The organism is Amycolatopsis coloradensis, from assembly GCF_037997115.1.
Taxonomy (GTDB): domain Bacteria; phylum Actinomycetota; class Actinomycetes; order Mycobacteriales; family Pseudonocardiaceae; genus Amycolatopsis; species Amycolatopsis coloradensis_A.
The window spans coordinates 6,156,227-6,175,076 of record NZ_CP150484.1 but is presented as its reverse complement, the minus strand read 5'-3'; the positions used below and the strand labels follow the sequence as shown (position 1 = coordinate 6,175,076).

Genomic DNA, 18,850 nt, shown 5'->3' with positions numbered 1-18,850 from the left:
CGAGGCCGCACCGGATCGACGGACGGAGGCATTCGATGTCAAAGGTCCTCGGCAGACAGGGATCCCGACGAAATACCCAGCGCTCCGTGGCATTTCCCCGCCGCGGGCGGATTCGGTCATGAAGCCCACGGGGATCGCCGTCATCGGACTGGGCAACATGGGTGCCGCGATGGCGCACCGGCTACTCGAAGGCGGGTTCGCGTTGACGGTCTGCAACCGTACGGCCGAGAAGGCGGCGCCGCTGGTCGCCGCTGGAGCGGTGCTCGCTGAATCGATCGAAGCCGTCGCCGAGACGGGGCTGATCTTGCTCAGCCTGAGTGACGAGGCCGCGGTCGACGAGGTGCTTTTCGGCAAATTGTTTCCCGCCCTGCGGCGAGGAACCCTGGTGATCGACACGTCCGCGGTATCGCCGGGATATGCCCGTCAGGCCGCGCGGCGGCTGGCGGACGCGGGGATACGGCGGGTGGAGGCCAGTGTGATCGGCAACCCCGGGATGGCCCGGTCCGGCGGGCTGCGGGTCTTCACCGCGGGGGAGCACGACGACGTCGAGTCCGCTCGCGCGGTGCTGAATACCTTGAGCCGCGACGGCTTTGTACACCTTGGACGGTCCGGTCAGGCCAGTGCGCTCAAACTGGCCTTCAACCTGATACTCGGCGCGCAGACGGTCGCCTTGGCCGAGGCGGTCTCGTTCGCCGCCGTCGCCGGGCTGGACCGCAAGACGCTGTTGGACGCCGTGCTGAACAGCGGCGTCCGATCGCCGGTCCTGGCTTTCCGGGCCGAATTCATGCGCACCGGACGCTACGAACCCGCCGCGTTCCGGGCACGGTTGATGGAGAAGGACGTCCGACTCCTGCTGACGGAGGCACAGGACGCAGGATTGGCTCTCCCCCTGGCGGACGCTCTCGCCCATCGCTATGCCGGCGTCGTCGCGGCCGGCGACGGTGACAAGGACGCGGCCGTGGTCCTGGCGGCACATGAAGACACGATCCCTCGAGTCAAGGAGGAACACCAGCAATGACCACATCAGCATCGAGTGTCGACGCCGCGGGCCCGAGCGCCGTCTTCGAACTCGGTACCGCCTTCTGCACCGCCAAATGTCTCCTGACCGCACTCGAATTGAGTTTGTTCACCGTACTCGGCGATGACGAGATGACCGCGGAGGAACTGCGGGTGAAGCTGGACCTGCACCCGCGTGGAACGCCCGATTTCCTCGATGTGCTGGCCGCGCTCGACCTTCTCGAGAAGAACGACGGGCGATACCGCAACAGTGCACTTGCCGGGCGCCACCTGGTGCGGACCGGCGACGGGTACATCGGTGGCTTTCTCGAGCGGGCGAATCACATGCTTTATCCGGCGTGGGGCCGCTTCGGCGAGATGTTGCGGACCGGAAAGCCCACAGCCGAAGCCGACTACATGGAGATGATCAAGGAGCCGAACCGGCTTCGCAGCTTCCTCGGCATGATGGACGCGCTCACCACCTTGATCGTGCCTGAACTGGCCAGGGCCATCGAATGGACCGCCTACCGTTCGATGGTGGACGTCGGGGGCGCGCGCGGCAATCTCACGGGTGGGCTGATCAAGGCGCATCCACATCTCTCGGGCACCGTGTTCGACCTGCCGGAGATGCGGACACCGTTCGACGAGCACATGCGCGCGCTCGGTCTCGAGGAGAAGACCACCTTCCAGGCGGGTGACTTCTTCACCGATCCGATCCCGTCCGCCGACGTGGTGGTCATCGGCCACGTCCTCCACGACTGGTCACCGGATGAATGCAGGGCATTGGTGCGTAAGGCGTTCGACGCGGTACGGCCCGGCGGCAAGCTCGTCGTGTACGACCGGATGGTGGACGAGGAAGGCACCGATCTGACCAACCTGATCATCAGCCTCGACATGATGCTGACCACGCCGGGTGGAGCGGAGTACCCGCCGTCGGAGTACCAGGGATGGCTCACGGAAGCCGGCTTCGGCTCGACAGAGGTCGCTCCGCTCGGCGAGAACGACACCGTCGTGATCGGCCACAAGGCGGGATGATCGAGTGGAGATCGGAGTCGGCCTCCCCGCGGCGGTATGCGGCGTGGTGGGCGATCAGCTCTTGGACTGGGCACGGTATGCAGACCAGGCTGAGTTCAGCTCACTGGCTACGCTGGACCGGCTCGTGTACGGCAACTGCGAATCGTTGATCGCCTTGGCCGCCTCGGCCGGTGTCACGCGGCGTATACGCCTTGCCGCGACGGTCCTGCTCGCGCCGTATCGAGGCAACCCGGCACTGCTCGCAAAGCAGCTCTCCACCCTCGACCGAATCAGTGAGGGGCGCTTGGTGGCCGGTCTCGCCGCCGGAGGCCGGGAGGACGACTTCATCGCCGCTGACCTGCCCTACGCGCGGCGAGGTCGCACTCTCGACAGCGCGGTGGAGCGAATGGTGTCCATCTGGTCGGGCGCGGAGCCCGACGGCCGCATCGGCCCGTCACCGTATCGAGGGAGCCCGCCCTTGATCTTCGGCGGGCATACCGACATCGCTATCCGGCGAGCCGCGCGCTATGGGCAGGGCTGGATCTCCGGCGGCAGCTCGGCCAGCGGATACCGGGAGCTTGCCGAGCGCGCCCGGCGCGGCTGGGCCGCCGAAGGACGGCTGGATCAGCCACGGCTGCTGGCGCTGGCTTACTTCGCACTCGGCCCTCAAGGCACAGAACTGGCCCGGCGTTACGTCGGCGAGTACTACGCGTTTCTCGGGGAGAGGGCGACCGACCGGATCACCAAGGGCGTGCTCACGGACCCGGTGCGAGTGCGCGAAGCCGTGGCGGCCTACGCCGACGCGGGCTGTACCGAACTGATCCTCATGCCGTGCTCGGCCGAACTGTCCCAGCTTGAACTGCTCGACGGAGCGGTGCACTGAAGGTCTTGCGCCGTACCACTCAAAGACCTCGTCTGCTGATGGCCAGCATGGCATCGAGATCCGACACCTTGCTGCGGTCCCGGCCCTGTGCCTGACCCCGGTTGATCTCGTAACAGTCGAGGCGTAGCCAGTCCGACCAGGTCACGAACTCCGTGCCACGGCGGCGTAACAGTCGCGGCACGGAGTTCGGGTCCGACGACCGGGAACGGGTTGCTTCCGCGAGGTCCTCGACAACGCTGCGCGCCGTCTCCGCCGCATCCGCCTTGTTGGTGCCGATCACTCCGGTCGGGCCGCGCTTGAGCCAACCCGCCACGTAGCACCCGGCGACCGGCCGTGCGCCGCCATCGACAATCCGTCCCTTGCGGTGAGGCAGGGTTCCGGTTCGTGATTCGAAAGGCAGCCCTGGCAACGGGTCGGCTCGATAGCCCACGGCACGGAGGACACTCTGGACCGGAAGCACCTCGCCAGGGCCGTGTTCACCCGGCCGGGTACGGGACAAGCGAAGTTCGCGCACCTCGCCGTCACCTTCGATCGCCGCCGCGCTCCGCCAGAACACCAGATGGATCCGCCGGGTGGCGTCGGTCATGGGGCGTCGCGCCCACTCCCGCAGGAGGTCGACGTTGGCTCGCGTCTGCCTGCTGGCTTCGAGTAGTTGCTCGTCCGGCTCGTCCAAGCGCAAGTCCTCGGACCGCACCAGAACGTCGACCCCGCGCAACAGGCCGAGTTCCCTGAGTTCGACGGTGGTGAACTTGGCCTGGGCGGGCCCGCGCCTGGCCACCAGGTACACGTCGGCGACGCTGCTGCACCGCAATCCGTCGAGGACGTGGTCCGGTACGTCGGTATCGACCAGCTCGCGGGGATCTTTCACCAGCAGTCTGGTCACGTCCAGCGCGACGTTGCCCGCTCCGAGTACGGCGACCTTCCTCGCATGCAGGGGAAAGTCGTTGAGCGCGTCCGGATGGCCGTTGTACCAAGAGACGAACTCGCCGGCCGGCCAGCTGCCACGCAGGTCCTCACCGGGCACTCCGAGTTCGCGATGCCCGGGGGCGCCGGTCGCGAAGATCACGGCCTCGTAGTGGGCGAGCAGGTCGTCGAGGCCGATGTCCAGGCCGAACGTCACGTTGCCGAAGAACCGGACGGCGGGATTTTCCAGCACTCGCCGCAGAACGGTGCTCACCGATTTGATCCTCGGATGGTCGGGCGCCACACCGTACCGGACCAGGCCGTACGGAGTGGGCAGCCGATCGAACACATCGACAGCCGGACTGTAGTCCGATTTCAGCAGGGCCTCCGCGGTGAACACCCCCGCGGGCCCAGAACCGACGACCGCTATTCGTGGTGTGCGGGCTGACGACACAACGATTCCCCTCCTCCGACGTGTCTCGTGCCGTCAACGCTAGGCGCGTCTCCAGGTACGGACATCGGCCTTCGGTCGTCCGATTCACTACAGAAAGTCTTGTGGCGCGAGAACCTGGCTACATCGATCGGATGACCCTTGCTTGCACAGATCGGCTCCGGCTGACTCCGGAAGAGTCGTCGCGGTCTGTGTCGTCCGGCCGATAAGTCCAGGTCAACGCGTCGTCTGCCATGGTCGGCGGCAGCTTTGAACGCGGCTTTGGTGGGCTGTTAACCGCATCAGGATCGCTTTAGTAAGCCACCACCGATCTTCAAGGGCGGGAGTCGTACCGCCCGATAGATTGAAGGGACTCACAAGGACGCTTGAAAGAATCGGTATCCGTGCTTCGGGTACGGGCCATCGAGTCACTGACAACTGGGGGAGCGTGCTGACGATGGAGGTCAATCTGCTGGGCCCGCTCGAAGTCTTCCGCGAGGGAGTGGTGATCACTCCGTCCGCGCCGAAACTTCGGCGGATGTTCAGTCTTCTGGCACTACAGGCCAACAATCTCGTCCGGACCAATCAGATCATCGACGAGCTCTGGGAGGACAGGCCGACAGCGAGCGCCGCCACGACACTGCAAACCTACATCTACCAACTGCGTAAGTTGCTACAACTGTCACCGGCCGAAGGCGTGCGCTCGTCCCGGCCGGCCGGTGCCGACGGCGCCGCGTTGCACACGCTGGCCAATGGCTATGTCCTCGCGCTGCCGTCGAATTCGCTTGACTCGCGCTTGTTCGAGCAACTGGCGAAGCGCAGCCGAGGCGAACTGGAATCGGGGACGGTCGAGACCGCGTCCAAGACGCTGGAGGAAGCGCTACGGCTGTGGCGTGGTCCTGCGCTCGCCGACGTCAGCACGGGACCGGTCCTGGATGCGGAGATACGACGCCTGGAAGAACTCCGCAAAGGCGTCCTTGAACAGCGGATCGAGGTGGATCTCCAGCTGGGCAAGCACAACGAGCTGCTCGGTGAGCTCACCATGCTGGGGGCACAGTATCCCACCCACGAGGGGTTCCAGGCGAAACTGATGCTGGCTCTCTATCGAGCGGGAAGGCAGGCCGAGGCGCTCCACGTGTACCACCGCACCAGGGACGCTTTGGCAACCGAACTCGGCTTGGATCCCACCGATTCACTGCAACGTTTGCAGCGGGCCGTACTGAGTGCGGATCAGAGCCTGTCACCGCCGACGCCCGGCCCTGGCACGGTTGTCACTCGCCGGTCGAGACCACCACGGCAGCTCCCACCCGACGGTACGGTTCTCATCGGCAGGCGAGCCGAGAGCACAGCGGCTCTCGAGGCGTTGTGCACTGGTCGTGGCCGGGCGGCGACGGTGGTTGTCATCGTCGGTCCTCCCGGGGTCGGCAAGACGGCGCTGTGCAACCACGTCGCGCATCAAGTCGTGGACAGGTACCCGGATGGGCAGTTCTACGCCAAGCTGCTCGACGACGACGGGAGCCCGGTCGAACCGGGTGAGGTGCTCGCCGGCTTCTTGCGCGCGGCCGGGGTGACCGACGAACGGATCCCGGCGTCGACGGACGAGCGCAGCAGGATGTTCCGTACCTGGACCACGGAACACCGGGTTCTTCTCGCGCTGGACGACGCGGTCAGTGCCGAGCAGTTGCTGCCGTTGCTTCCGTCGAGCGCGGAATGCGGAGTACTCGTGACCACTCGGCGCCGTCTTTTCGTCGCGGCTACGAGTATGACCGTCGAACTGCTTCCGCTCACCGAGCCTGAAGGAATTCAGCTGCTGACCGGAGTTCTCGGCAGTGACCGGGTTGCCAAAAATGATCGGGCGGCCAGGGAACTGGTGAAGCTGTGCGATGGGCTCCCGCTCGCACTGCATTGGGCCGCCGGCCAGTTGCAAGTCCGGCAGCACTGGGCGATCGCCAGATCGGTCCACCGGCTCAGTGCCGCGATCGACGACCCTTCGGTCGATACCGACATCCTCGGCCTGCGGGCCAGCGTCGAACGGAGCTACTCGCTGGCTCGTCCGGGCGCGCAGGACGCCTTTCGCAAGCTGGCGAAGCTCGATAACCCAAGCGTCTCGGTGGCTCTTGCGGCCAGGATGCTGGAGGTGGAAGAGCAACATGCCGAGTCGTTGCTGGAGGATCTGGCCGAACTGTGGCTTATCGACGTGACGGCGTTCGACGAGCGGATCGGTCATACCCAGTACCGTTTCCTTCCCAGCCTACGTGCGATCGGCCGTAGGCTGAGCGCGCGGGAGGAACTCTGCCTGATGGCCTGAACCGACGTCGGCCCGGCACTCAGCCGGGCCGACGTCGCCGCGACCGCATGATGGTTCGGGGCCGGCGAGCACAGAATCGCGGCCGGTGCCGCCGAATCACCGGATGCCGCTGAGTCCGGTCGGCGACGATTTCTTCGGCGTAGCAGCGGATCAGTGGATGAAGCTCGTAGCTCACCGTCGAATCCGCTTCTCCGGATATCCGGAGAAGTCCGTGATCGACGAGGGTGAGCAGAATCCTGCCGCTCTCCAGCCGGTCGTAGCCGAGCAGTGAGGTCGCCTCGGCTTGGGTCAACGTGGTCTTACCGAGGGTGGCGAACTTCTGGAGCGCGAGTTGTGCCGGTCTCGGTATGACGTGGTAACTGCCGGCTATCCGCCCGCGCACGTCCAGATCGTGGAAGGACAACGCGTCGAGCCGGCGTGCACCGTTTTCGAGCTGGTGGAGCACGGTTCCGATGGGCCATCCGGACACGGAACGGAGCTGGGCACCGACCGCGCGAACGGCCAGAGGCAGTCCGCCGCACAGCTGGACTATCCGGTCCACCTGCTCGCGTTCGCCTGCGATCCGTTCCGTGCCGATCATCGCGGACAGCAGCCCGGTACTCTCGGACGGCTCGAGTGGATCGAGACAGACCAAGCGGGATCCCGTCGCCGGGTGGATGCCACGCCGGGTGGTAACTACTACCGCACAACGCGGCCCCGCGGGCATCAGTGGCCGTATCTGCTCCGCGGAACCGACGTCGTCGAGCACGACGAGGACCCGCTTCATCGAAGTCCAAGTGCGAAAGAGTGCTGCCTTGTCTTCACGATCGGCAGGTAGTCGCTCCGCGGGGAAACCGGCCGCCATGAGAAAGCCGTTCAGTACGTCCGCTGGATCTCTCGCTCCATCGCCACTCGTACCCAAGCATGCGTAGAACTGCCCTCCCTCGAACCGCGATCGCACACGTTGCGCGACGCGTACCGCGAAGGCGGTCTTGCCGACTCCCGGCATCCCATGCACCGAGAGCACCCTCGGTGCGACGTCCGCGAGCCCAGCCGAAGTCAGCCACATGACAGCGTCCTCCACCAGGCCACCGCGGCCGATGAAGTCCGCACTGTCACCAGGCAGTTGCGCGGGGCGCTCGGTCGCGGTGGTGACCTGTGCTTTCAGGGGCGTGGCATCGGGCAACGGTTCGCCCGCCAGCACGGCCTGATGCGCGTGTTGCAGAAGTTGGGAGGGCTCGAGACCCATCTCCTCGACCATTTCGCGACGAAATCGCTGGTAGACCTCCAAAGCCTCGTCACGCCGATGGCAGCGGTGCAGTGCGAGCATCAGGTGGCCGTGAAACACTTCGCTGCGTGGATGGGTGATCACGAGTTCCTTCAGTTCGCTCAGCAGTTCCCGGTGCCGGCCCAGCTGCAGGTCCGCTCCGATGCGGAGTTCAAGGGCGCGGAGCCTGCTCTCCTCGAGGCCGGTGACATGCGCGGCCAGCAGGGGGCCGGTCTCCATGGCGCTCATCATCGGTTCTCGCCACAAGCCCAGGGCTTCACGTAGCGATTCCACGGCCAGACGTGGTTCGCCGCGCTCCAGCGCGCTTTCTCCGCGCTGGACCAAGTACTCGAACCGGTGCAGATCGAGACACTGTGGTGGCATCTCGAGGAAATAGCTCTGCTGTTTGGTGTGCAACGCGAAACCGTGCTTCGATAGATGTGCAGGGAAAAGTCGACAGCGAAGTTTGTGTATATATGTGTGGACCGTCGTACGCGCGCTGGGTGGAGGATGGTTGCCCCAGAGTTCGAGAACGAGATCACCCATGTTGACCGGCGTGCTTCGTCGAAGTATCAGAAGCGCCAGAATTCTTCGCATTTTTGGTGCGCTCGGCGTGACATCTTGCCCATTGATTTCGACCGCCAAAGAACCCAGAATTTTACAGTGTAAATCCACCGACTGATCCTCCCCAGTGGCACGATAAAGGGTAGCAGTTTGCGTGTTCCACGCATATCATGCCGTGGCTGGATAATATAGTGGAAAGGATCACTGTGTCAAGGAAGCCGATAAGGTGTGGCCGGCCTTCGGTTTCCTCAGTGATTGGCGGATCCGGAAAAGCGTGGTACGTGCGTTGATCACAATGTTTTCCCTGGCGGCGCAGCCGTCGCGTAGTCGAATCCGCAGCTTCACCCGTCTGTCATCGATGTTTCCGTGAGGTTATGGTTCTGTGACAGCGCGGCACGTCCGGCTGTGGACTGTCGGACGCGCGCGGGTTGTCCGTACGGCTGACGCCACTCGGTGAATTCGTGAATTCTGATTAAGGTCGGCATTCGGTCTCGTTCGTGTTCTTCTGTCACCATGCCCTCTCGCGAAGGCGGCCAAGGACGGGTTGTGTGCGCATATACTCGCATGTGCGTCGGCGGAGCGAAGGCGCTTCTTCTCACGGCTGTTACCTGGACGGCGGTGTGTTCGGGGGATCTTTCGTGGTTCGGAGTGCGTCGGCATGTCGTCGATGGGCGGTGCGAGGCCAGTGGCGTTTCTGGTCGTGGTCGACGGAGCAATGACCGACTGTGTCAACCTTCTGATCTATTTCGCCGATCGATTTGGCAAGTCTTTTTGCGCATGTATAGTCGCGGTTGTGACCGATTCGAAGCCTCGCCGGTCGCCGAAGCCACAAGAGCGGCGGCGGGATGCGGACCGCACGCGCCGGTCGATCCTGGATGCGGCTGTGGTGGAGTTCGCGGCGCACGGGTACGCGGGTGCGCGGATCGCTGCGATTTCGGCACGTGCCGGCGTTAACCAGCAGCTGATTTCGTATTACTTCGGGGGCAAAGAGGGCCTGTATCAGGCGATGTCGGAGAGATTGGGGCGGCGACAGAGTGAGTTGATGCCGCCGGGGGTGCCGTTGTCGGAGCAGTTGCACCGCTACGTACTGGAGGCCCTTTCCAGTCGAGATGACATGCGGCTGCTGGTTTGGTCAGGGTTGGAGTACGACGGCCCACAGAGCGACCCAGGCCATACGTCCTGGATGAGGCGTTTGGATGGGACGGTGGAGCACGTTACCCAGCTGCGGGAGTCCGGGAAGTTGCCGGATTGGGTCGATTCGGGGTGCCTGACGGTAATGGTGATGGCCGCCGCGATGGCACCCGTGACGTTGCCGCGCATCATCGAGGGGCTATTAGAGATCGATCCGGAGTCCCCTGAGTTCGTCGAGCGCTACGCCGACCAACTCGCCAAGCTGGTCGAATACCTGAACCTCCAGAAGTCGGACCGGTCGCCGAACACGTAGGGATGTAGCGCGCAGACCTCGTGAGCGTTCAAATGCAGCCTACGGCGCCCGCGAGCGACGGGGTGACCGTGCGCGCGGCAGATGTACCGGGTCGAGGTCGACGCTGGCCTGGCAGGGGTCATGAGAGTCGTCGGATCAGACCGGTGTAGCCAGCGATGGCGAGCGTTGCCAGACCCCAGATGACGAACTGGATCAGCCATAAGATCGCGGTGAAGAATTGCCCTGCGAACGTGTAAGTGTCCAGGTCGCAGCGAGTGCGGATTCCGCTGCTGGCCAACGGGAGGCCTCGATCCAGGCCGAGTCCGATGCGTTCGACGAGCGAGCAGGTGGTGCCAGGCGGAGCTGTCGCGGAGATGGGTGCCGCGACAGCTCTCCCCGTGTCTCCTGCGGGGACGCTTCCGGCGATGATGCCGAGGATGGAAGCAAGCATCAGAGCGCCTGCGAGAGCGGCGGCCTCGACGCCCCCGCCCTACCCGGCATGACCGCGCTCGAGATCACCGCCGCCGACCTCTGGGCAATCGGCATCTCCCCGGACGAACACCCCATGCACTACCTGCGCGAGTATCTCAACGGCCGCAACGCGCTCACCACCGCCGCTGTGACCGGCGCGGGGAACGGCGCCACGACCTCGGTCGCCGGAGCCGTCACCCACCGCCAACGCCCCGCCACCGCCGGCGGCATCACCTTCCTCAACCTCGAAGACGAAACCGGCATGCTCAACACCGTCGTCACGCAACGCCTCTGGGACCGCGAGACAAGACCGTGCGCAGCTCACCCGCACTCCTGGCCCACGGAGTTCGTCCGATTCCACCACGGCGTCACCAGCCTCTCCGCTGACCACTTCGAACCCCTCGACCTCCGCGGACTCGCCACAACATCGCGTGACTTCCGATAGCCGACGCCCAGTATCGGACTTGTCTGTAGGGTCTCAAAATCGATGACACTTTCCCGAAGATCTCGGCACTGAAGTGGCACTAGCTAGTGCCATGAAACTGGGATTGACCATTCTTCCACGCCCGCTGGGCCGTTCGAGTGGGAGTCCGCGACGCGCCGTCAATGAGCAAGCGGCGAGTTGACGCTGAGGTGTAGCTCTGAAGGTCGTCGAGCAGCTCACCTGCGGCAGGGAGCAACATGACAGCTGATTCGAACGACTTGTCGGCGTCGGTCCGGTTTCGACTTCGGGTACGCGACACCTTGTTCTGTCCGCCGGAATGTGGGAGTCGCCGGAGGGTGGCGCGGACGATGTTGCTCATCAGCCGTGTTCGGAGCTGAGCATCTTCCGGACACGGTCCAAGGGGGCCGGTTTGCTCGATCGTCCATCCTTCGGCGGCGATGACGCACAGGCCAGGGCCAGGTTCGGCCGGTTCATCCGCAGATACAGCTCGATCAGGAGCAGCATCACCGGTTCCTCGCCCACTTGGGCGAGGGATTCGGCGGTGTCCGTGTTGTCGATCACCGGGGCTACTCGCCCTTGCGAAGCGGCCTCGGCCAGGTCGCCCGCCTCCAGCTCCCGTCGTCCTTCTCTTGTCTCAGACTCGCCAACGAAAGCAGCCTGAACCCCGGCAGCGAATGTGCCCGGAACTTCTCCAACTGCTTGCATTGCGGGGAAACGAGCTCAGGTCCAGCGCTCTTCAAGCGAGATTTGTTGCATTTCATTCACAACGCCCGCCGCTTGGCTTTCCGTTACATACTTGTGCCCGCCGACACAAATCGTCCAGTTGGCCGCCGGGCTTCCGTGGACGTGTCTTACCGTCTTCTCCGCTGATCAGGAATCAAAGGAGAACAGTGCGTTTTCGTGCTCAGGCCAGGCATCGAGGGGGCATCGTCGGCCTCATCGCCGCGATCGTCACGATGCTAGTGGCGATACCCGCCCCTGCCCAGGCCGCCGGCATCTGCGACCGGCATCCGGAGCTGTCGGTGTGCAAGGCCGCCGACCGGGCCAAGGCGGCGCTTGCCGTGGGCAAGTCGCTCGCCCGCACCGAACTGGGCGCCCTGGTGCTCGGGCACCTGCGCCAGGGCATCGACCAGGTCGCCGGGCACGCGCTCGAGCAGGCCACCCAGACCTTGGAGACGGTCGGTAAGGCTATCGACTCCGGAGACGCCGCCCAGGTGGATCAGGCCCTCGACCAGCTCGACGAGTCACTGCAGCAGGTGCGCGACACGGTGGTCGCGACGACGGTGGTGGTGAAGTCGCTGCCCAAACTGGTCGCGATCGCCAAAGACGCCATTGCGCAGGTCAAAGCATTCCCGGAGCTGGACATCCACGTCGACGTGGCCGCGCTGGAAGCCAACAACCGCGGCTTGGAAGCCACCGCGGCCGGTATCGCGCTGGCCGCAGCTCAGCTGAACGAGAGCGCCGTCCAGATCCGCGCCGGCATGGCCAAAGCCGACCGCGATTTCGCCGGAGCCAAGCGTGATCTGGAGTCGGCGAGCAAGATCCTCGCCGAGGCGAACCGGACCCTGGACAAGTTCACGTCCACGCCGTGGATGCCGGTGGGTGGGTTGTCACTGAAGGGCATCAAGTTCGACTTCGACGAGGCCTTCGGCCACCCGACTCAGTCGGGCTCGCTCAACCCGGACGTCGCGGCGGTCCTGTCGACGGTGACGGACTTCATTCCCGGGGTCGGCAGCATGAAGAGCGCGGTCGAGGCAATCGTAGGGAAGGACGCGTTCACCCAGCAGGAACTCGATGGGTTCGAACGCGCCCTCTATGGCATGGCCGCTGTCCCGGTGGCCGGTGGCGCACTCAAGAAGCTCCTCGCCGCAGAACGAGCGACCAAGGTCTCGCGCGCGATCGAACTCGCGGCGAAAAACGGTGCCAAAGATTGGCGTGCTTCGTTCGATGCGCTGCCCCAAGGCAAGAACAGCGGCGTCAAAACTGTGTCGGCCGTCGCCGACCTGCGGACACTGTTCGACCACTGGACCGCAGGCGCGCAGCGGCTTCCGGGCCGGGGAGATAAGATTCCCGACGTGTTCACGCTGCAAGACGGCACCACGATGCAGTGGCGCCAGACGTCCAAGACGGGTGGCGAGACAATCGACATCTTCCCAAGCGGTAAGAATGCATTGAGGGTGCATCTCGATGGATGACGCGCGGGCGCGGGAACTGCGTGAGATCGAACTGGCCGTGGCCCCCACCCCGGAACTGTTCGAGATCGAACGAGCCGTGGCACCGACCCTTGACGACGGGCTCGACGACTGGGTCCCGGTCGACACCCTGATCTGGAACGCCATCCAGGTCGTCCCCGAGGACAGCGACCGCTTCGCGGGATTCTTCGCCACCGTGCTCGACTACCTGCTCCGCGAAGGCCTGATGATCGTGGGAGACATCGGCGACACGGGGTTTGAGCCGTGGACGTCGTCCATCGAGGACACTGTGGAGCGGGTCATCCGCGACTGCCAGGCAGTCGATTGGTCACCTCAGGGGAGCCTGTGCTGGCTGTCGAACACCCCGAAAGGAGACCAGCGGGCCCAATGAGCGTCATGTGCGCGCAACCGGGTCTGGCGCAACCGGGCCTGACCAGAGCCCACCCGGAAGAGCCCGGAGACGTCGACATCAGCGTCGAGTTCGAGCGCCTTCGCGACGCGGGGAAGATGTTCGCGGACGAACTCGTGGAGGAACTGCGCGCCGCCTCCCGCGGAGTGCGCGACGTCTATTCCACGAGTTCGACATGGGAACGCCCGGAGCTGAACGGGGGCAGGGGGATCGGTTTCAGCACGACCGGGTCGTGGCCGAACTGGAGCCTGGTCCGTGACGATCTGGTCGGCATCCTCGATACGACCGCGAACCAGGTGGTGGAGGTGGGGGAGTACCTGATCGCCGCCGCGAACTATCTGGAGCGGGAGGACACGTCGGCGAAAGAGGCGATGGAACAGGCCGGCCGGGAACTCGGCAGCGCGTTCGGGGAGCCCGGCGGGCTGATGGCCGGGAAGGGCACGCGGCACGAGGTGGCGCGGGACCAGGTGAAGGCCGCGGCTGAGGCGTGCGCCAAGGTCGAAGTCGGTCGGTGGCGACCTCGACCCGGTGCTGGTAGCCCCGTTCGAAACGTTGCTGGTCTTCACTAAACGAGGGTGAACGCACTCGTCTGCCGCTGCCGGGCGCCTGCGCGAAGGCGCGCTCATGCCGATGAGCGGACGTGGCACCACGACCGGCGGCTTGCGGAACGACGCGCGGTGTCGGTCAGGTCGATCGCGCCCTATCGAGGTTCGATCGGATGGTCCTGGTTATCGGGTGGTCGGGGCCTAGCACTCGCTCGCTGTCGATGAGGGTGGCCTTGTACAAGGGGATCGCCTGGGCCAGCTCACCCGCCGAGTCGTAGGCGGCCGCCAGGTTGTTGAGTGAGCTCAGTGTGTCGGGGTGGTCGGGGCCGTTGAGGCGTTGGAAGCTGTCGCAGGCGCGGGTGTCGTAGCCAATGGCGGTGCCGACATCGCCCTGCCCTGCAAGGTAGCGACCCAGCTCGTTGAGCAGGAAGCTGGTCTGCGTAGTGTCGGTGTCAGGGGTGGTGCGTTCCAGCAGAGCCCGTGCGTGGGGCAGGACCGTCCGATAGGCAGGCCAGTCCGCGGGGGTGAGTGGATCCAGGCCGTCGATGGTGGAGGCGAGAAGGGTCGCGGTGCTGTCGCGGGCGGTGGCGATGTCGGCGGGCTGCCGGTGCGGGTCGGCCGGGTCGGGTGTGCGGGTAACCGCCTGAACCACGCGATGCACGGCCACGGTATCGGCGGTCAGGGTGATCATGCTGTAGGCGGCCAGGCGGCCCAGCGCCTCGGACAGCTCCGGTTCCTCGACGACGCCGGCCAGCAGGTTCCGGGGGATGCCGTCCGGGGCGTACCAGGCCAGCTGCCGCAGCACCTGCCCCGCGGCTGGGGTGTCGGTCAGGTGGTCGAGGGTGACGTGCCAGACCCTCGCCATCGTCCGCTGCGCGTCACCGCCCTCCGCCGTCGCGGTGAACATCCGGACCGGAAACCGCGCCAGCAAGTCAAGATAGGCGGCCGGGCTGGTCCGGGTCTGCGCCAGATAGGCGCCCGCTTGCTCGACCGCCAGTGGCAGACACCCCAGTTCGCCACACAACTGGTCCGCGCCGGTCAGGTCCGCTTCGGGCCATTCCGAGCGCACGATCCGTGCCAGTAACCGCACCGCTTCGTCGTCGGTGAGCACGTCCAGCGGCACCGTCTCCACCGCCCGCCACCCCGAGCGCTGACGACTGGTGATCACCACCGTGCCCGTCCGCACCCGCCCCAGCAACCCCGCCACATCCTGCGGACTGGTCACATTGTCCAGCACCAGCAGCCAGTCCTCATGGGTTGCCAGCCACCGCACCCCCAGTGCACTGCGCTGCTCCACGGGAAGTTCTCTGGTGGCGGGCTGGAGGGTTTCGGCGAGTTCGGCGAGGCCGGTGTCGATCGCGGTAGGGGAATCCGCGGTGATCCACCACCGAAATCCGAAACGGCCTGCATGCTGGTGTGCGAACCGGGCCGCCAGGGTGCTCTTGCCCGCCCCGCCCAGACCGTGCACCGCGACTACTGTCGCTCGCCCGGATTCGTTCAGCACTTCGTCGAGCTGGTCCAGTTCATCGGAGCGGCCCACGAACAGGGCTGTGTCGAGAGGGATCCGGGACAGGCTCGGCACCGCGGGCACCGACTCGATCGCGGGCAGCGGAGCGTGCGTGACGGTGGTGTAGTTGTGCTGGATATTGTTGTCGCCGGCCTGCACGCCCCGGCTGTTGTCCACCGCATGCACAGGCGGCACCAAGCCGACGGGATCGGGAGGTTCCGGATGCGGGGACGACTGGTGGGTGGGCATCGAGGGCCGGGTCAGTGGAACGTGTTGGTCTGGGTGTTGTGGTCACCCACCTGCACACCCTTGTTGCCATGCAACAAGACCCGGTACTTACCCGCCTGGGCCCCGTCGGGATCGGTCAGCTCCAGCACCTTCAGCGCCGTCGCCACCAGCTCCTCATCGTCCCCAGCGCCGGCCGCGGCCAGCGCAGCGGTGAGCTCACGCCGCCCCACAGTGTCGCTCTCATCCCCGGCCGACGTGTCCTGCCCGTTTCGGCTGCGGCGCGGAGCATTCCGAAACCATCGCGAGGGAACGATCTGTTTTCAAGTGAGTGAAGCGCCGGAGACGTAGCAGGTGCCCGAAATTGAATGTCTTCGGTGCTTGACGCAGCAGTCGCCCTCTTGCCATGCCGTGAGCTTCCCCCTGGAGCATGGAGGACTCCACGCTCCGAGGGGAAGCTCAGCACCGTAAAGCTCGGCAAAATGTGCCGAAATCTCGCCGGTCGTCAAACCCTTCGCATACAACGACAACACGATCTCATCGACACTGCCCGGCCGCCGCTGCCGCTTCTTCATGATGACCGGCTCATAACTACCTTCCCGATCCCGCGGCACCACAACCTCAACCTCACCGACCGCGTCCGACACCACCGTCTTCGTCCGGGACCCATTACGCACATTGGTGCCATCCCGGCCCGGCTGATCGGCAAGTTGGCGTGGCCGAGGTGCTCGGTCATCTCCGCGTTCAGCGCGGTCTTCAGCACAGCCTTCGTCAGCTGCTTGAGCAGCCCGTCCGGGCTGGTCAACGCCATGCCCTGCTCTTGCGCCTGAGCGACCATCGCCGCCACCAGCCGCTCCTGCTCGCCGGCCGGCGCCGCGGCTGCGCGGCGCCGCACCCCGGCTCGCCGAGCGATCGGACGAAGCGATGGAGTGCTTGCGGGAGGCGGTCGAGGCAGCGGGTGGCGAAAGCATGGGTGAGCACCGTGAGCGCGTTGATCCTGATGGCGCTCATCCACAGTGACGCCGGAAGGCTCGACGAGGTCGCACCGTGCCCGCACCGGGCAAGGGAACTGGCCCGGCGGCTCGGGGACGAGCCGAGCGAGGCCTTCGCCTGGCTGCTCGAAGGCTCGGTGCTCAGCACCCAAGACAGGACCGGCGACGCGGTCGCCGCGTTCGAACGGGCATTGGCGCTGTTCCGCGCTCTCGGCCACCGGGCGCCCCAGGCGATGACGCTCGTCCACCTCGCCTGCGGTTACACCCGCCAGGGTGACGTGCGCGCCCCATCCCTGCTCGACGAAGCCCTGCGGCTGGCGAAGGACCGCGGTCCCGAGCCGACCGGTTCGATGGCGGTCGGCGCGCTGTTCCGGTTCGTCTGCCCCGGCGCCGAGTTCGAACGTGCGCTGGCGGTGCTCGTGGCGACCGTGCGCCGGGACCGGCCCGCCAGTGTGGGACTGGGGCCCGAACTCTTCCGCGAGCTGGGCGACTCCTGCCAGGTGATGGGCGAACCCACGAAGGCCGACGACGCTTGGGAACGATCCAGCCACCTTCCGGCGACCCGGCTGTGAACGATCCCAGGGCCAAGTGTGCCGTGTCCGGAGTGCCTACCGCTGATCGGTCAGGCTTCGGAACCGGCTCCGGTGGAACACGAGCGGAGGTGCGTCGTGTGTCGACCGGAGCCGCCGGATCCGAAGCAGGGCGATGATATGGTCACCGGCCTCGACCTCGTCGTGCACCACGCAATCCAGCCACGAGACCGCCCCCTCCACGAAGACGGCGCCGGTATCCGATGACACCCAGGCGACGCCGGCGAACCGATCCGCCGCCCTGGCCGCCAGAGAGCGGCACACGTTTTCCTGACCGTCCGCGAGGATACTGACGCCGCGATGCGCTTGCCGCCGGATCCGGGGCCAAGTGGCGGAGGACTGCTGTACACAGACCGAAGCCAAAGGAGGTTCCAGCGAAGCAGGGGTGAACGCGCTCACCGCCATACCGTCGGGACCACTCTCTCCCAGCGCGCACAAGACGGTGACACCGGTCGGGAAACACCCGAACGTGGTTCGTAAGCCGCTGCCGTCGATGTGCTCGACAGGCAGGAGGTCCGCCGCTGTCGTCATGCCATCGCCGGCCGTCCGAGTTCGTGGTGTGCCGGCGCCGGCTTCCGCCGCCGGAGCTCCGGAAGCACGCCCTCACCGAACCAGTACGCCTCCTCCAAGTGGGGGAAACCGGAGACGATGAACTCCTCGATGCCGAGTGCGGCGTACTCCTCGATCCGATCGGCGACTTCGGTGTGGCTTCCGACGAGCGCGGTCCCCGCACCGCCGCGCATCAGGCCGACGCCTGCCCAGACGTTGGGATGGATTTCGAGTTCCCGGTGGTTTCCCGAGCCGCGGAACGAGGCGTGGAGCTCGGACATCCGGGCCTGGCTCGTGGACTGGCTCCGGCTGAGCATTCGCTGGACGCGGTCGATCTCGTTGCCGTTCAGACCGTCGATGAGGCGTTCCGCCGCCGCCCAGGCCTCGGCCGAGGTGTCTCGGGTGATCACGTGAAATCTGATCCCGAACCGGATCCGGCGTCCTTCCGCCGCTGCCAGCTTCCGGATCCACGACAGTTTGTGCGCCACGGCGGAAGGGGATTCACCCCAGGTCAGATAAGTCTGGACGTGGCGCGCCGCCACCGGGCCCGCACCGTCCGACGAGCCGCCGAAGTAGAACTCGGGAAGCGGCGAGGGTGGCTGGGACACCGTCGCTCCGTGGACGTCGTAGTACTTGCCTTTGAAGTCGAACGGCGTGCCGCTCCACGCGCCCCGGACCACGGTCAGGAACTCGTCTGTCCTGGCGTAGCGCTCGTTCTTCGAGAGATGGTCACCGAAGCGTGCTTGCTCGTCCTGCTCGCCCCCGGTCACCACGTTCAGCAGAAGCCGTCCACGCGAAATCCGTTGGTAGGTAGCGGCCATCTGGGCCAGCAAGGTCGGCGACATGAGGCCGGGCCGGAAAGCGACCAGGAATTTCAGGCGCTCGGTGGCTCGCAGCAAGGCCGCGGTGATCAGCCACGCGTCCTCGCACCAGGTGCCGGTCGGTGTCAGGATCGCATCGAACCCCTGACGTTCCGCGGCCTGCGCGACCTGCGTCATGTAGTCGATGTCAGGGGCGCGGAAGCGGTCGGCCCCGCACGAGGGCGAGGTGGAGTCACGGCCGTCCGGCCCCTGTGTTCCCCGCGTTCCGACGGCGAGTGACCTCCCGTCGGCCGCGGTGGGAAGAAACCAGTGGAAACGCAATCCCATTCTTTCTCCT

At 65.8% G+C, this 18,850-nt stretch carries 18 protein-coding genes and 1 pseudogene; 10 read left to right on the top strand and 9 right to left on the bottom strand.

The annotated features are described in order from the left end of the window. Nucleotides 1-118: 118 nt before the first annotated feature. The 3 genes from LCL61_RS28905 to LCL61_RS28895 are packed head-to-tail and all read left to right on the top strand — an operon-like array spanning nt 119 to nt 2,893. Entirely contained in the window at nt 119-1,018 is a 900-nt protein-coding gene (locus LCL61_RS28905; protein WP_340682665.1) for an NAD(P)-dependent oxidoreductase, read from the top strand. Then, nucleotides 1,015-2,031, top strand: coding sequence for a methyltransferase (locus tag LCL61_RS28900; RefSeq protein WP_340682664.1), 1,017 nt, complete (start codon nt 1,015-1,017; stop codon nt 2,029-2,031). Before LCL61_RS28905 ends, LCL61_RS28900 begins: the two co-directional genes overlap by 4 nt. 4 nt (nt 2,032-2,035) lie before the next feature. Next, nucleotides 2,036-2,893 carry an LLM class flavin-dependent oxidoreductase gene (locus tag LCL61_RS28895; RefSeq protein ID WP_340682663.1) on the top strand — a complete coding sequence of 286 codons (858 nt, stop codon included), beginning with the start codon at nt 2,036-2,038 and terminating at the stop codon, nt 2,891-2,893. A gap of 19 nt (nt 2,894-2,912) precedes the next feature. On the opposite strand, the gene LCL61_RS28890 is transcribed toward LCL61_RS28895, so the two are convergent. After that, nucleotides 2,913-4,196: a hypothetical protein gene (locus LCL61_RS28890; RefSeq protein WP_340688701.1), complete on the bottom strand. Its 1,284-nt coding sequence runs from the start codon at nt 4,194-4,196 to the stop codon at nt 2,913-2,915. 487 nt (nt 4,197-4,683) lie between these two features. On the opposite strand from LCL61_RS28890, the gene LCL61_RS28885 reads away from it, so the two are divergent. Further along, nucleotides 4,684-6,534 (top strand): AfsR/SARP family transcriptional regulator, encoded by a 1,851-nt coding sequence (locus LCL61_RS28885; protein WP_340688700.1) that lies wholly within the window; start codon nt 4,684-4,686, stop codon nt 6,532-6,534. A gap of 19 nt (nt 6,535-6,553) precedes the next feature. Here the strand turns inward: LCL61_RS28885 and LCL61_RS28880 are convergent, their stop codons facing one another. Beyond that, nucleotides 6,554-8,425, bottom strand: coding sequence for an AfsR/SARP family transcriptional regulator (locus LCL61_RS28880; protein WP_340682662.1), 1,872 nt, complete (start codon nt 8,423-8,425; stop codon nt 6,554-6,556). 604 nt (nt 8,426-9,029) lie between these two features. On the opposite strand from LCL61_RS28880, the gene LCL61_RS28875 reads away from it, so the two are divergent. Then, a complete protein-coding gene (locus LCL61_RS28875; protein ID WP_340682661.1) occupies nt 9,030-9,788 on the top strand; it encodes a TetR/AcrR family transcriptional regulator in 759 nt (252 codons plus the stop codon). A gap of 118 nt (nt 9,789-9,906) precedes the next feature. Here LCL61_RS28875 and LCL61_RS28870 read toward each other — a convergent pair whose 3' ends face one another. Beyond that, nucleotides 9,907-10,218: a hypothetical protein gene (locus LCL61_RS28870; protein ID WP_340682660.1), complete on the bottom strand. Its 312-nt coding sequence runs from the start codon at nt 10,216-10,218 to the stop codon at nt 9,907-9,909. Nucleotides 10,219-10,266: 48 nt separating this feature from the next. Here LCL61_RS28870 and LCL61_RS28865 point away from each other — a divergent pair, with 48 nt between their 5' ends. Then, a complete protein-coding gene (locus LCL61_RS28865; RefSeq protein ID WP_340682659.1) occupies nt 10,267-10,683 on the top strand; it encodes a hypothetical protein in 417 nt (138 codons plus the stop codon). Between the two features lie 357 nt (nt 10,684-11,040). Here the strand turns inward: LCL61_RS28865 and LCL61_RS28860 are convergent, their stop codons facing one another. Then, nucleotides 11,041-11,244, bottom strand: coding sequence for a hypothetical protein (locus tag LCL61_RS28860; RefSeq protein WP_340682658.1), 204 nt, complete (start codon nt 11,242-11,244; stop codon nt 11,041-11,043). 329 nt (nt 11,245-11,573) lie between these two features. Between LCL61_RS28860 and LCL61_RS28855 the strand changes: the two genes are divergently transcribed. From LCL61_RS28855 to LCL61_RS28845, 3 genes are read left to right on the top strand one after another with little or no spacing between them, the layout of a single operon-like run. Then, nucleotides 11,574-12,878 carry a pre-toxin TG domain-containing protein gene (locus tag LCL61_RS28855; RefSeq protein WP_340682657.1) on the top strand — a complete coding sequence of 435 codons (1,305 nt, stop codon included), beginning with the start codon at nt 11,574-11,576 and terminating at the stop codon, nt 12,876-12,878. After that, a complete protein-coding gene (locus LCL61_RS28850; protein ID WP_340682656.1) occupies nt 12,871-13,266 on the top strand; it encodes a hypothetical protein in 396 nt (131 codons plus the stop codon). Before LCL61_RS28855 ends, LCL61_RS28850 begins: the two co-directional genes overlap by 8 nt. Beyond that, entirely contained in the window at nt 13,263-13,853 is a 591-nt protein-coding gene (locus tag LCL61_RS28845; RefSeq protein WP_340682655.1) for a hypothetical protein, read from the top strand. The genes LCL61_RS28850 and LCL61_RS28845 overlap by 4 nt, the downstream gene beginning before the upstream one ends. A gap of 115 nt (nt 13,854-13,968) precedes the next feature. Here the strand turns inward: LCL61_RS28845 and LCL61_RS28840 are convergent, their stop codons facing one another. The 3 genes and pseudogenes from LCL61_RS28840 to LCL61_RS28830 form a co-directional block, all read right to left on the bottom strand. Continuing rightward, nucleotides 13,969-15,531 (bottom strand): tetratricopeptide repeat protein, encoded by a 1,563-nt coding sequence (locus tag LCL61_RS28840; RefSeq protein WP_340682654.1) that lies wholly within the window; start codon nt 15,529-15,531, stop codon nt 13,969-13,971. A gap of 65 nt (nt 15,532-15,596) precedes the next feature. Continuing rightward, nucleotides 15,597-15,731 (bottom strand): hypothetical protein, encoded by a 135-nt coding sequence (locus tag LCL61_RS28835; RefSeq protein WP_340682653.1) that lies wholly within the window; start codon nt 15,729-15,731, stop codon nt 15,597-15,599. A gap of 231 nt (nt 15,732-15,962) precedes the next feature. Continuing rightward, a pseudogene (locus tag LCL61_RS28830) lies at nt 15,963-16,399 on the bottom strand (transposase); the annotation flags it as partial. A 144-nt stretch (nt 16,400-16,543) separates the two neighbouring features. Between LCL61_RS28830 and LCL61_RS28825 the strand changes: the two are divergent. Then, nucleotides 16,544-17,125: a tetratricopeptide repeat protein gene (locus tag LCL61_RS28825; RefSeq protein WP_340682652.1), complete on the top strand. Its 582-nt coding sequence runs from the start codon at nt 16,544-16,546 to the stop codon at nt 17,123-17,125. 36 nt (nt 17,126-17,161) lie between these two features. On the opposite strand, the gene LCL61_RS28820 is transcribed toward LCL61_RS28825, so the two are convergent. Continuing rightward, the gene (locus tag LCL61_RS28820; protein WP_340682651.1) at nt 17,162-17,674 is read right to left on the bottom strand and encodes a flavin reductase family protein; all 513 of its coding nucleotides are present in this window, start codon (nt 17,672-17,674) and stop codon (nt 17,162-17,164) included. Beyond that, complete coding sequence (locus LCL61_RS28815; RefSeq protein ID WP_340682650.1) at nt 17,671-18,840, bottom strand: LLM class flavin-dependent oxidoreductase; 1,170 nt, start codon at nt 18,838-18,840, stop codon at nt 17,671-17,673. Before LCL61_RS28815 ends, LCL61_RS28820 begins: the two co-directional genes overlap by 4 nt. Nucleotides 18,841-18,850 lie beyond the last annotated feature (10 nt).